The following is a 12992-nucleotide window of genomic DNA, read 5'->3' as shown; positions in this document are numbered from 1 at the left end:
GCCGGGCCTTGTTGTATTTTCCCAGATAAAACCTGCCAAAATAAACCTGTCCCTTTTTGGCAGGTTAGCGGAGCTTGCTGGTCTCGAAGTACTCGGGGAACTGGTCCAGAACCTCGGTCTGGTTGCGGAACATCATATGCAGGTGCTTGCTGACCAAAAAGCTCGCTTCGATGGGATCGCGACCGGCGATGGCACGGCGAATCTGCTTGTGCTCGTTCACGATGTCCTGATTGTCGAGAACCTGCGTGGCGGCGCGCAGCCAGCGGAAGCGCTCCAGGTCGGCATTGGTCTCTTCGAGCCACGACCACACGGTGCTGCGGCATGCGATGCTAAAAATCATGTGATGCATGAGGTTGTCGCTCAAAAAGAAGCCGATGCGATCCTCTTCGGCCATGGCCTTTTCCTGCAGCGCGATGGCGCGGTCGAGCTGCTCGATGCCGGCCGACGTGGCGCGCGCACAGCACTCCACAATCACCTGCTTTTCCAGATGCTCGCGGATGTAACAGGCACTCTCGGCAAGGGTGAGGTTGATGGGTGAGACGTAGGTACCGCTCTGGGGCACGGTGCGCACCAGGCCCTCTTGCGCCAGACGCACCAGTGCCTCGCGCACAGGGGTGCGCCCCATATCCAGGTCGTCGCAAAGTTGCTTGACGCCCAGCTTTTCGCCCGGCTTGTAGTCCAGGTAGACGATTTTGCGTCGAATGGTGTGGTAGGACTGGTCCTGTAGGCTCGTTTCCTGCTCGCCGACGTGCATCGATTCTTCCATAGCGCCTCGCAACTGTTCTATCAAACTCATATGTCAGTTGTTAATTATGCCGCGAATCAGCTCTCCACGGTGGGTAATTCGGCTGTTGCCTGAGAACTATTGCGGCATCTTAGTCTGTGTTTGCGCAAGGCTGCGCTCAATGTTGCCGTATCATAAGCCGTCGAAAACGTGAAATAGAAAGAAGGAATCCCATATGCAACTGGCAAATATCGCACGTGAGCGCTGGAAAGGCGTCCTGTTCTGTCTGATTATCGCCATCCCCGCAACGTTGCTCGGCAAGCAGGTTGAGGTGGTCGGCGGTCCGGTATTCGCCATCCTCTTTGGCATGGTCCTGGCGCTCGTCTTTTCCAAGAACCGTCGCGAACAGCTCGCCGCCGGCGTCACCTATACGTCCAAAAAAGTCTTGCAGTATGCGGTCATCCTGCTTGGCTTTGGCATGAACCTCTCCCAGATTCTGTCCAAGGGCGCCCAGTCGCTGCCGATTATCGTGGCGACGATCTCGACCTCGCTCGTCATCGCCTTTGTTCTTTGCCGCGTCATGAACGTGCCGGGCAAGATTGCGACGCTTGTGGGTGTGGGTTCGTCGATTTGCGGCGGTTCTGCCATCGCCGCGACCGCACCCGTCATCGATGCCGACGATCGCGAGATTGCCCAGGCCATTTCGGTCATCTTCCTGTTTAACGTTATCGCGGCGCTCGTGTTTCCAACGCTCGGCGGCATGCTCGGGCTGACCAACGAGGGCTTTGGCCTGTTTGCCGGCACCGCCATCAACGACACCTCGTCCGTAACGGCTGCGGCGAGCGCCTGGGACAGCATGCATCCCGGCGCCAATGTGCTCGAGAGCGCCACGGTGGTCAAGCTCACCAGGACGCTGGCCATCATTCCCATCACGCTGGCGCTTGCTTGCTGGCAGATGCATCTGGCGCGCAAGGCCGGCGGCGACGCCAAAAGCACGTTCTCCCTCAAACGCGCGTTTCCCCTGTTTGTGCTGTTCTTTGTGCTGGCGAGCGTGATCACTACGGTGTTTCAGCTTCCCGCGTCCTTTACGGCGCCCATCAAGGAGCTGTCGAAGTTCTTTATTGTGATGGCCATGGCGGCTATTGGTTTTAATACCGATATCGTCGAGCTGGTCAAAAAGGGCGGCAAGCCCATCGCATTGGGCTTTTGCTGCTGGATTGGCATCGCGTGCATGAGTTTGGGAATGCAGCACGTACTGGGAATCTGGTAGAGAAGTAGCTTGTTTGCGTGCTGCGTGCTGGTGGGCGCATTCTCACGGTGGAGCGATAGGAGCTCTTGCGGGTATGGCTTGTCCGCAGGTTTATAAGTCCCGAAGAGCTCTTATCGCCCCGCCAGGATGGCGATGCGGGGCAACACCTATACTCGCAGGACGGCGCTTTCTGCCCTATAGTGTTTGGTGAGCAATATCGTTCAATTTTGAAACACTCGGTCGTGCGACCGTCGGCGGCCGCATGTCGCCGCGGACAGGGGCAAATCATGGATAGCGATGCCAAGCTGAACATCTTGACCGAGGCCCTGGCTGCTGCCGGGGCCTCGGCATTGGCAATCGATGCGCGTGGGGACGTCGCGATCTCGACCATGAATGACGCGGCTCTTGAGCGGGATGTGGCGGCTTTTGTCGCTGAGCGCCTCGACCGTATAGGAGACGGCGCGCGTCTGGTTATGGGGCGTGCGGGTACGCGCCTGAGCCTGACCGTTCGCCCCACCGACAAAGAGGGCGGGGGCCTTTGGGTCGTCGTGGTCCGCGAGGTGCGCGGCGCCGCGGCGCATGCGGGCATCGAGTGGCTCAACGCCGACGAAGTTGAGGCCCGCTATGAATCGAGCGCGTACGGCATCGTTGAGGGTGCCGCTGCGGTAGCTGCACCGGTTTCCGAGAGCTATGCGCGCGGCGTGCCCCTTATGCTCGAGGGCGAGCTGGGCGCGGGCCAGATCGAGATCGCCAAGCGCCTCTATCTGGACGGTCCTTTTGCCGATCAGCCCTTTGTTTCCGTCGCGCTCGATGAACTCACCGATCGCGGTTGGCGCCATGTGCTCAAAAGCTCCGAATCGCCGCTGTTCCAAACGGGGCTGACACTTTGCATTGAGGGCTGGAATGCGGTTGGCCCCCAGCGCCTCCGCGAGCTGGTCTCCACGATGGCCGACACCGCGTTGGCGACGCGCTGTCATGTGGTGCTGACGGCGAATGACATGCCGGGCGGCAGCGAAAGCGATCAGGCTGCTTTTGTGTCCGATCGTTTTGCCTGCGCGGTGAGCGTGGCGCCGGCGATTGCCGAACAGGGAGCTGCGTCGACAAAGGTTGCGCGCTATCTGGAATATCTCGCTGATGCGTTTGGAACGGTAGCGCCCACGCTGTCCGCCGCGGCGGCGAAGATGCTCGATGCTTACCGCTGGCCGCGGAACTATCTGCAGCTTCGCGAGGTCTCGGAACGACTGTATATATTGGCGGGGGCAGGCACGGTTGAGCGTGCAGTGGCGGAGGAAGTGCTCGCCCAAGAGGACGTGATCAAAACCGCGACCTTTGGCGCTCCGACGCTCGACAGCGATCTGTATATCCTGCGACCCCTGGTCGATACCGAACGAGATATCGCGCACCTGGTCGTAGGCCATCTCCACGGCAACCGAACCCGTGCGGCGGAGGTGCTGGGCATAAGCCGTACAACGCTGTGGCGCTTGCTGAAGGACGATGACCGTTGAGCGAGGCGCCCGTGACCGCGCGCGATGCGTGTGCTACAGTCCAAAGCGTTATTGTTTCGATTTGGTTACGGCGTGCGAGGGCATATGGCTGAGACTACAAAACCGAGCCGCAGAAGGCGGAGTGCCGCGCCGGTTAACCGACGCACAACATCGGTGACGTGGGGCAAGCATGCCTCTGGGTTCGATGGCTCATTTAAGCGTACGAAATACGGCTATCCGTCGGCAAGCGCCCGCTTGGCCATGCAGGCCGAGTCGTCGCTGTGGGGTCGTAAGCGCGTGGTGGGCTCCAAGCTCAAGCACGATGGAACGCTCGGTTACATCAGCCGCGGGGCGGCTCGCCGCAGTGGGCTCAATCCTGCTGGTTGGCATCGTTATGTGCCGATTGTGGCCGTCGTTGCGGCGATCGTCATCGCACTCGCTGCGCTTGGCTACGCCGGCGGTGGCGCCAACTTGGACGCAGTGTTTAAATCGCCCGAACTCGCGCATGCGGGCACAGAAGTTGTCGAGGGCGCTCAGACCCAGACGGGCGTCGCGCCCCAGCGTGGTATCGTTGCGGCGGCCTCCACCATCGCCGATGCTCAAAAGGACGAGAGCGAACATGGCAACGATACCGAAGCGACTCAGGAGAACGAAGCCGCATCGAACCAGACATAAAGATAAGTTGCGGTGGAATACGGACTAAATGGGCTCATATAGAGCCAAAACAGTCCGTATTTCACCGCAACTGAATAGGGCCGCAGAAGGGGACGTTCCTGAGCTACCTGATGTACACTACGTTGTCGCGACGCGGTTTTGCTTCGGGGAGCGTGTCCTCGGCGTAGCCTAGGATGCAATTACCGACACCGCGCAGGCTGCCATCCGCTGGCAGGCCCCAGTTGGCTAGCAGTTCCAGGCCTTCGGGCGAGTCAAAGACCTCGTGCGCGCGGTGAATCCAGCACGAATCGACACCCAGCGCATAGGCGGCGTTGAGCAGATTGCCCATGGCAAGCGACCCGTCTTCCAGATGTGTGGGCACGCTGCGATCGACGAGCACCACCACAACGGTCTTGGCGCCGTAGAAGGGGTCGCCGTCGCTGCCCATAACCTGGGCGTTGAGCTGCGAGAGGCGCTCGACGGTTGCAGGGTCGGTAACGGCGACAAACGTAACCGGCTGGCGCCCCATGCCGCTCGGTGCATACTGACCAGCCTCGATAATGCGTGCAAGCTTTTCGGCCTCGACGGGACGATCGCTGTATTTGCGGCAGCTGCGGCGGTGGATGAGCGCTTCGATGGTCTCCATGGGTCCTCCAGACGTTGGTTTTAGATGCCCCGTTCTTACCCGTCGAGCTAAAACTGTAATCGCGCGCGAAACCTCAAATAACGCTAGCTACCAATTGGAAAAGTAGGTTTGCATAAAATCGCAGGCAAAATGTGAGAAGCGAGTGAGTTGGTCAAACGTTTTATCCCGTCTACCCTGCGGTTTTTTACCACTTGCCTAAATGACGAACGCATAACCTCTGATAAAGGTTTTACTAAAGGAGTGCCAACGTTTATCAATGCGCCGTGGTGGCGCCGGGCCAGGAGGTAACATCATGTTCCAGGCTGGAGATGTCGTCGAGACCGACTTCGAAGGATTTCTGAAGCTGCTGCGTTCCAAGGCGCGCGCTTTCGTGTCGATCAACGATCACGAGTACTACATCACGCACACCGATGGCTATTGGCGTGTTCAGGATTGCGAGGCCCTCAACGACAAGGGCCACTTTACTGACTGCTCCGAGCTGGTCAACACAGTCTGCGAGGTCGTCGAGCTGCCGTGGATTGCCGGCAAGAGCCTGCATGACAGCTTCTCGGGCGCTACGGTCTATGAGGCCGTCGCCGCTTAACGGGCAATAAAACCCGATTTTCACGTGACCGCTGGCGCTGCCCCCGCGCCGGCGGTCTTTTTCTGCCGATAGGCCATAAAAGTGCAAGCATTTGCGGAGAGCCTGTTGACGATAGTCAAAACTCGGACTAATCTAGAGATACAAAATTGGTCAAAAATCGGACAATCGAATGGTGGGATAGATGAATAGTGCGGTTACGCTGGTCGACTTCGACCGGTTGCTCAATGGACTCGACCATATCTATTCGGAGTTCTCGCGCGCCTGCGGTCTTTCGGACTGCGCTTACTGGATGCTCGTCGATACCAGCACGGCGGGCGGCAGTGTTGCCGTAAGCTGTCTGACAAGCGAATGGTTCTACAGCAAGCAGACTATCAACTCGGCAATTAAAACCTTGACGGCGCGGGGCTTCGCAACGTTGGAGTTTGCCGAAGGCAGCCGTAAGAACAAGGTTGTGCGTTTGACCGAAGCGGGCATGCGGTTTGCCGAGCGTTATGCGTTGCCGGCACTCAAGGCCGAACAGCGAGCCTTTGGTGCGCTTGAGCCATGTGAGCAGCGCGAGATTATGCGCTTGATCGGCAAATTCTCTCGGGTGCTCGGCGATGAGTGCGATGCCTTTAAGCAGCATATCGCTGCCGAGAGCCAGGCCGAGAATCAAGGTGAGGGGGAGTCGTGCGACTCTTAATGAGGTTTATGAAGCCGTATCGCAGGCTTGTCGCGGTGACGTTGTTGGTGCTGCTAATCGACAACGTCGGTACGCTGTTGGTTCCCACGATGCTGGCGAACATGGTCAACACCGGCATCACCACGGGCGATGTCGACTACATCCTGCGCAACGGCCTCTACATGCTTATCGCGACCGGCATGGCCAGCGGCGGCGCGGTGCTGGGCTGCTATCTTTCGGCGCGCCTGGCCGCCAACGTGGCCTGCGATATCCGCAACGCCGTCTACGACAAGTCGCTTGAGCTGTCTGCCAGCGACTTTGAGCGCTTTGGCACGGGCTCGATGATCACGCGTTCGCTCAACGACATCAACGTGATCCAGCAGGCGATTCTGCAGACGATTCAACTGGTGCTGCCGGTGCCGTTTTTGGCCGTGGCGGGCATCATCTTCGCCTGGTTTATCGATCCCGCCATGGGCACGCTGCTGGGCGTCGTGGTTGCGATCGTGCTGGTGGCGGCGGTCTTTACGGTCGCTAACGCCGCGCCGATTTTTATGCGCCTGCAGAGCTTTATCGACCGCATGAACGTGGTGCTGCGCGAGAACATCGTGGGCGTTCGCGTCATCCGCGCCTTTAATAAAGAGCGCCACGAGGAGCAGCGCCTGGACGAGGTGTTTAGCGAGTACGCGGACAACGCCATTAAGGTCAACCACCTTTTTGTGGGGCTCGACAGCTCCAGCTTCTTTTTGATGAACATTGCCGAGGTGGCGGTGCTGTGGGTGGGCGGCAACCGCGTGGGCGCCCACGCCATGCAGATCGCGAGCATCTCGGCGGTGCTGGAGTACGCGCTTCTGATCCTGTTCTTTGTGATGATGGCGCAGATGGTGGTGCTGACGCTTCCGCGTGCCGCCGCATGTCTGAACCGCGCACAGCAGGTGCTGGAGATTAAGCCGAGCATCGTCGATGGCCAGCGTACGCTCGATGCGGCCGCGTCCGACTCAAAGGACGGGGCCGATACGGTCGCCGTGTTCGATCACATGTCGTTTCGCTTTGACGATGCCGACGAGGACACCCTGTGCGACCTGAGCTTTGCCTGTCGTCGCGGGCAGACCACCGCGATCGTGGGCTCGACGGGCTCGGGCAAGTCGACGGTGGCAAAGCTTCTACTGCGCTTCCACGATGCCACCAAGGGCATCATTCGCCTGGACGGCGTCGATCTGCGCGAGCTTTCGCAAGGTGAGATTCGCGGGCGCATTGCCTATGTGCCGCAGAAGGCGTGGCTGTTCTCGGGTACCGTGGCAAGCAATCTGCGCTTTGGCAACGAGGACGCGACCGAGGCGGACATGCTTCATGCGCTGCAGGTTGCCCAGAGCACCTTTGTGCTCGATCAGCCGCAGGGGCTCGATACCCCGGTGGTGCAGGGCGGTACGAACTTTTCGGGCGGCCAGCGCCAACGTCTGGCCATCGCCCGTGCGCTCATGAAGCATGCCGATCTATATATCTTCGACGATAGTTTTTCGGCCCTGGACTTTAAGACCGATGCAGCCCTGCGCCATGCGCTGCAGGACGAGACGCGCGACGCCGCGGTGCTCATCATCGCGCAGCGCATCTCGACGATTCTGCACGCCGACCAGATTGTCGTGCTCAAGGATGGCGAGGTCGTGGGCCTGGGCACGCATGGCGAGCTTATGGAAACCTGCGAGGTGTACCGCGCCATCGCGGAATCGCAGATGAAGGGAGGTGAGTAGCATGACCGAGGAGCTCAAGAAGCAGGGCGACCTTGTCGATGCCGCCGCTGCGGACGCTGCCGATAAAACGGTCGACCAGGCTGCCGCGTCGACCGAGCTGGATGACGCCGCCAAGGCGGCGGCCGGGCGCGAGGCTCGTCGTCAAGCGCTTTACGAGGAAAACGAACGAGCCGAGGATGAGCGTGCCCGCGCCGAGGCAGAGCGCATGCGCGACGTGGATGACGAAGACGAAGACGAGACGCCCCGTGATACCTGGGCGACGGTGCGCCGCCTGTGGAGCGAGGCTGCCGGCGACCATTGGCGCTTCTATATCGTGTTTGCGAGCATTGTGTTCTATGTCATCTTTAACACCGCCGCGCCGGCATATAGCGCCCGCGTGATCGATGAGCTGTGGGGCCACATTCAGGTGGCGTTTGCCAACGGAACCACCTTCAACATCACCTGGGAGAACTGCGGCAAGACCATCTTCGTCTACTTTATGATCTGGACTGCCGCCGCCTCGTTCTATGCGCTCCAGAGCTTTTTGATGTCGAGCGTGGCCGAACGCCTCAACCTGCGTCTACGCAACCGCATCGCACAAAAGCTCAACCGTCTGCCGCTTGCCTTCTTTGATGCGCATCGTCCCGGTGAGGTCGTCAGCCGTGCGACCAACGACTTGGACAAGATGTCCGAGAGCATGCAGCGCGGATTGCTGCAGCTGCTTGTGTCGATCGGCACCGTGGTGGGCGCCGTGGGCGTGATGTTCGTGTTTAGCGTGCCGCTTACGCTAGTCTTTTTGTTCTTTACGGCGTTGTCGCTGCTGGTGACCAAGGTGGTTTCGCGCCGTACGCATGATGTGACGGGCGAGCGTCAGGAGTGGGTGTCCAAAATCACGAGCGCGGTCGAGGAAGGCTATTCGGGCCGTTTGGTGATTCGCGCATTCAACCGCGAGCACCAGAGCTCTGCCGAGGTGCACGAGGCCTCGGGCGAGCTGGCGCGCGTGAGCACCAAGGCCGACTTTATGATTAACGCCGTCGGACCCGCGGTTCGCTTTATCGGTCGCCTGGCGCAGATTGTGATTGCGCTCGTGGGCTGCAGCATGCTGGTCGCCGGTCACATGACCGTCGGCGTGTTCCAGGCGTTCTTCCAGTTTATCTACGAGGCGTCCGAACCCATGACGCAGCTGTCGTTCACTTTTAACTCGCTGCAGAGCGCGCTGGCGAGTGCGGAGCGCGTGTTCGACCTGCTTGATGAGCCCGAGATGGAGGCCGATCCGCTGCCGGACGAGGCCGCCAAGCTGCCGGGTCGCATTGAGGGCCGCGTCGCTTTTGAGCACGTGCGCTTTGGTTATTCGCCCGACAAGCCGCTTATGCGCGACGTGTCGTTTGCCGCCGAGCCGGGCCAAAAGATCGCCGTGGTGGGAACCACGGGTGCGGGTAAGACCACGCTCATCAACCTGCTTATGCGCTTTTACGAGATCGACGGCGGCCGCATTACGCTCGACGGCGTGGACACAAGCTGCATGGACCGCGGCGAGCTGCGCCAGCAGTTTGGCATGGTGTTGCAGGACGCCTGGCTGTTCGATGGCACCATTGCCGAGAACATCGCCTATGGCTGTCCCGAGGCGACGCGCGAGGAGATTGTCGCGGCCGCACGTGCCGCTCAGGTCGACTTCTTTGTGCGCACTATGCCGCAGGGCTACGACACACGGGTGGCTAACGATGCCGAGAGCATCAGCCAGGGCCAACGTCAGCTGCTGACCATCGCGCGCGTGCTGCTCAACAACCCGGCGATCCTCATCCTGGACGAGGCGACGTCGAGCGTGGACACGCGCACCGAGCTTGCCATCGGCCGCGCCATGGACGCGCTCATGCGCGGGCGCACGAGCTTTGTGATCGCGCACCGTCTGTCGACGATTGTTGATGCCGACCTCATCCTGGTCATGGATCACGGCAATATCATCGAGCAGGGTACGCACAAGGAGCTGCTGGCTGCCGAGGGCGCTTACGCCGACCTCTACCTAAGCCAGTTCGCATAAGGTGACAAAGGGGCAGTCCCGCATGTCGCATCGAAAAGAAGGCGCGCCGGGGGCTGATTCCCTGGCGCGCCTTTTGTGCTGGCGTTCATGCTGTGGCGGCTGCCCACGGCCCTAGCGCTCGTCCACGAGCTTGGCGACGAGGGCTTTGAGCTCGGCCACCTCTCGCTCGAGTTCCTTGACGCGACGGGCGTTTTCGTTGATGCCCTGGCGGTTGAGGGCGCTCTGCTCGGCGGCATCGTCGGGCATGTACTCGCGATGCTGCTTGGCGTCGAAGCTCTCCTCGAACACGCGGCAGCCGTTGCGCTTGATGATGCGCCCGGGCACGCCCACGACGGTGCAGTTGTCGGGCACGTCCTTGACGACGACCGAGTTGCCGCCGATCTTGACGTTGTCGCCAATGTGGATGTTGCCAAGCACCTTGGCGCCCGTGCCCACCGTGACATTGTTGCCCAGGGTGGGATGGCGTTTGCCGGTCTCGTTGCCGGTACCGCCGAGCGTGACGCCTTGGTAGAGCACGCAGTTGTCGCCCACAATGGTGGTCTCGCCGATGACAACGCCCATGGCGTGGTCGATAAAGAAATGTTTGCCGATCTGTGCAGCGGGATGAATCTCGACGCCGGTGATGTGGCGGGTGATTTGCGAGAGCACCCGGGCGAGCGAGCGATGGCCGTGCTCCCACAGCCAGTGCTCGGGCACGTGGTTCCACTTGGCGTGCAGGCCGGGGTACGAAAGAAAAATGACCAGACCGTTTTGCGCGGCGGGGTCCTGCGCTTGGACGGTCTTGATGTCCTCGCGAATGGTATTGATAAAGCTCACTGGCCGCCCTCCCTCAGCGCCGTGACAATGCGATTCAATAAAGTATAGCGATTCGCTAGGGATTAAGAAGGGCGATCTTGCTTTGCTTTGGGCGACAAGTGTCAGTTATGCAAACTTGCTGGTAATGGAGTCATGCTTTTGTGGGGTTGCGCACGAGGGGGCGCCGCAACCGTATACTGGTCAACTTGGACGTGTCCGCGCCCACAACTGAGAGGTTTTACTTCATGGGTTTCATTAACTTTATCGCCGAGCTGCTCAAGGACCCGCGCACCGCGATCGCCAGTTGGATCGCCGCCGGCCCGCTTATGGCCTACGGCTGCGTGTTCCTAATTATCTTTATCGAGACGGGCGTGGTGTTCTTCCCGTTCCTTCCCGGCGATTCGCTGCTGTTCGCTTCGGGCTTCTTTGCCCACAACGGCGGCTTTAACATCGTGGCCCTGTTGGCCGTCGCATGGACGGCCGCCATCTTGGGCGACCAGTGCAACTTTATGATCGGCCATTTCTTTGGCCGAAAGATCATCGTCTCGGGCAAGGTCAAGGCCATGACGCCCGAGCGCATTAAAAAGTCCGAGGACTTCCTTGACAAGTGGGGCCACCTGGCCATCTTCCTGGGTCGCTTCTTCCCGTTTATCCGCACCTTTGTGCCCTTCATCGCCGGTATGGGCGGCATGCACTGGCGCAACTTTGTCATCTATAACGTGCTGGGCGGTATCACCTGGTCGACGGTCTTTACACTGCTGGGCTATTTCTTTGGCGGCATTCCCTTTGTGCAGGAGCACTTTGAGCTGCTGATCGTGGGCATTGTTGCCGTGTCGATTATTCCGACCGTGGTCGGTTTGGTTAAGGCAAAGCTGGGCAAAAAGAACGCGTAGCTCGAGCCGGCGCACAAATCGTGTCGTTGAGGCCCGTCACCGTTTACGGTGGCGGGCCTCTCTAGCTTCGGTCAAATGAAAATACTTTAGTTAGTTAAAGAAAAACGTTTTATCCGATGCGTGTGCGGAGTACAATCTCGTGCATGCGAATCGACGTGTCATCGGCTTCGATGTCGTCCGCGTGTCCCGTCCGGCTCTACGCTCCGGGCGTGTGACGTTGCGACACGGTCGGCCCCGGTCCTTGCGTGCGGGTTCGCGAGTATGCAACTGTGTATGTAAGGAGCGACATATGACTGTCGAGAAGAAGGATATCGATTGGGGTAGCCTCGGCTTTGGCTACATGAAGACCGATTACAGCTACGAGGCTCATTGGAAGGATGGCGAGTGGGACGAGGGTGGCCTGACCACCGACCACACCCTGCATGTCTCCGAGTGCGGTGGTATCTTCCACTACTGCCAGGAGGTCTTTGAGGGCCTGAAGGCCTACACCGCCGAGGACGGCAGCATCGTCTGTTTCCGTCCCGACATGAACGCTGAGCGTATGTACAACTCTGCGCAGCGCCTCGAGATGCCCCCGTTCCCCAAGGACAAGTTTGTCGAGGCCGTCAAGCAGGTCGTCTCTGCCAATGCCGCATGGGTTCCGCCCTTCGGCTCTGGCGCAACCCTGTATGTGCGTCCGTTTATGATCGGCTCCGGTGACGTAATCGGCGTGGCTCCCGCTCCTGAGTACACGTTCCGCATTCTCGTGACCCCGGTCGGTCCGTACTTTAAGGGCGGCCTTAAGCCCGTCAAGCTGCGCGTTTCCGAGTACGACCGCGCCGCACCGCACGGCACCGGCAACATCAAGGCCGGCCTCAACTACGCCATGTCCCTGAAGCCCACGATGGAGGCTCACCGCGAGGGTTATGCCGAGAACCTGTATCTCGACTCCGAGTCCCGCACCTATGTCGAGGAGACCGGTGGCGCTAACGTCCTGTTCGTGAAGGAGGATGGCACCCTCGTCGTTCCGCAGTCGCACACCGACTCCATCCTGCCCTCCATCACCCGCCGTTCGCTCGTTCAGGTTGCTCAGGACCTGGGCATGACCGTCGACCAGCGTCCCGTCGAGTGGGCCGAGGTCAAGGCCGGCACCTTTGTTGAGTGCGGCCTGTGCGGCACCGCTGCCGTTATCTCCCCGGTCGGCGAGATCGACAACAAGGTCTACGGAGCCGACGAGACCGTGACCTTCCCGGCTGGCTACACCGAGATCGGTCCTGTGATGAAGAAGCTCCGCGAGACCCTGACCGGCATCCAATCTGGTGCTGTCGAGGATAAGCACGACTGGGTTTACACCGTCGCGTAAGCTGCCATAGCTGTTCGGCCCGAGGGCAACCTTCCTTTCCGGCGCGTCCTCGGACATGCAAGAACCTCCGCAGCGCACTTCGTGCGGCGGAGGTTCTTTCGTCCTGCGGAGTGCGCCGGAAAGGAAGGTTGCCCTCGGGCCTGCGTTACCTCGGCGCTGCCGTTACGGGCAATATAGATCTGAATGAAAGATGGGGCGC

The 12992-nt window shown here is 60.1% G+C and carries 12 protein-coding genes; 9 read left to right on the top strand and 3 right to left on the bottom strand.

Translation table 11 applies throughout. The features are described 5' to 3' along the window. Positions 1-64 precede the first annotated feature (64 nt). Positions 65-766 carry a GntR family transcriptional regulator gene (locus DXC99_RS08035; RefSeq protein ID WP_226790702.1) on the bottom strand — a complete coding sequence of 234 codons (702 nt, stop codon included), beginning with the start codon at positions 764-766 and terminating at the stop codon, positions 65-67. A 193-nt stretch (positions 767-959) separates the two neighbouring features. Here DXC99_RS08035 and DXC99_RS08030 point away from each other — a divergent pair, with 193 nt between their 5' ends. The 3 genes from DXC99_RS08030 (at position 960) to DXC99_RS08020 (ending at position 4132) form a co-directional block, all read left to right on the top strand. After that, positions 960-1994 (top strand): YeiH family protein, encoded by a 1035-nt coding sequence (locus DXC99_RS08030; RefSeq protein WP_117629843.1) that lies wholly within the window; start codon positions 960-962, stop codon positions 1992-1994. Positions 1995-2260: 266 nt separating this feature from the next. After that, positions 2261-3478 (top strand): helix-turn-helix domain-containing protein, encoded by a 1218-nt coding sequence (locus DXC99_RS08025; protein ID WP_117629842.1) that lies wholly within the window; start codon positions 2261-2263, stop codon positions 3476-3478. Positions 3479-3562: 84 nt separating this feature from the next. Then, positions 3563-4132, top strand: a complete 570-nt coding sequence (locus DXC99_RS08020; protein ID WP_147329356.1) for a hypothetical protein — start codon at positions 3563-3565, stop codon at positions 4130-4132. A gap of 103 nt (positions 4133-4235) precedes the next feature. Here DXC99_RS08020 and DXC99_RS08015 read toward each other — a convergent pair whose 3' ends face one another. Next, complete coding sequence (locus DXC99_RS08015; protein ID WP_117629840.1) at positions 4236-4757, bottom strand: nitroreductase family protein; 522 nt, start codon at positions 4755-4757, stop codon at positions 4236-4238. Between the two features lie 292 nt (positions 4758-5049). On the opposite strand from DXC99_RS08015, the gene DXC99_RS08010 reads away from it, so the two are divergent. From DXC99_RS08010 to DXC99_RS07995, 4 genes are all read left to right on the top strand, one after another. Continuing rightward, complete coding sequence (locus tag DXC99_RS08010; protein WP_199408897.1) at positions 5050-5340, top strand: CDP-alcohol phosphatidyltransferase; 291 nt, start codon at positions 5050-5052, stop codon at positions 5338-5340. A 181-nt stretch (positions 5341-5521) separates the two neighbouring features. Then, positions 5522-6022, top strand: coding sequence for a MarR family winged helix-turn-helix transcriptional regulator (locus DXC99_RS08005; RefSeq protein ID WP_117629839.1), 501 nt, complete (start codon positions 5522-5524; stop codon positions 6020-6022). Beyond that, positions 6022-7746: an ABC transporter ATP-binding protein gene (locus tag DXC99_RS08000; protein ID WP_117629838.1), complete on the top strand. Its 1725-nt coding sequence runs from the start codon at positions 6022-6024 to the stop codon at positions 7744-7746. The genes DXC99_RS08005 and DXC99_RS08000 overlap by 1 nt, the downstream gene beginning before the upstream one ends. A 1-nt stretch (position 7747) precedes the next feature. Continuing rightward, on the top strand, positions 7748-9763 hold the full coding sequence (locus DXC99_RS07995) for an ABC transporter ATP-binding protein (RefSeq protein ID WP_117629837.1): 2016 nt from the start codon (positions 7748-7750) through the stop codon (positions 9761-9763). Positions 9764-9874: 111 nt separating this feature from the next. Here the strand turns inward: DXC99_RS07995 and cysE are convergent, their stop codons facing one another. Further along, positions 9875-10579, bottom strand: a complete 705-nt coding sequence (gene cysE / locus DXC99_RS07990) for a serine O-acetyltransferase (protein ID WP_089573511.1) — start codon at positions 10577-10579, stop codon at positions 9875-9877. A gap of 224 nt (positions 10580-10803) precedes the next feature. Between cysE and DXC99_RS07985 the strand changes: the two genes are divergently transcribed. Together DXC99_RS07985 and DXC99_RS07980 are read left to right on the top strand one after the other, a co-directional pair. Next, on the top strand, positions 10804-11451 hold the full coding sequence (locus DXC99_RS07985) for a DedA family protein (protein WP_117629836.1): 648 nt from the start codon (positions 10804-10806) through the stop codon (positions 11449-11451). Between the two features lie 289 nt (positions 11452-11740). Further along, positions 11741-12793, top strand: coding sequence for a branched-chain amino acid aminotransferase (locus DXC99_RS07980; RefSeq protein WP_089573513.1), 1053 nt, complete (start codon positions 11741-11743; stop codon positions 12791-12793). The last annotated feature ends 199 nt before the right edge of the window (positions 12794-12992 follow it).

The organism is Collinsella sp. TF10-11AT (assembly GCF_003437565.1).
In the GTDB taxonomy this organism is placed as follows: domain Bacteria; phylum Actinomycetota; class Coriobacteriia; order Coriobacteriales; family Coriobacteriaceae; genus Collinsella.
The sequence above is the reverse complement of the archived record's forward strand: the minus strand, read 5'-3'. Positions and strand labels throughout refer to the sequence as shown.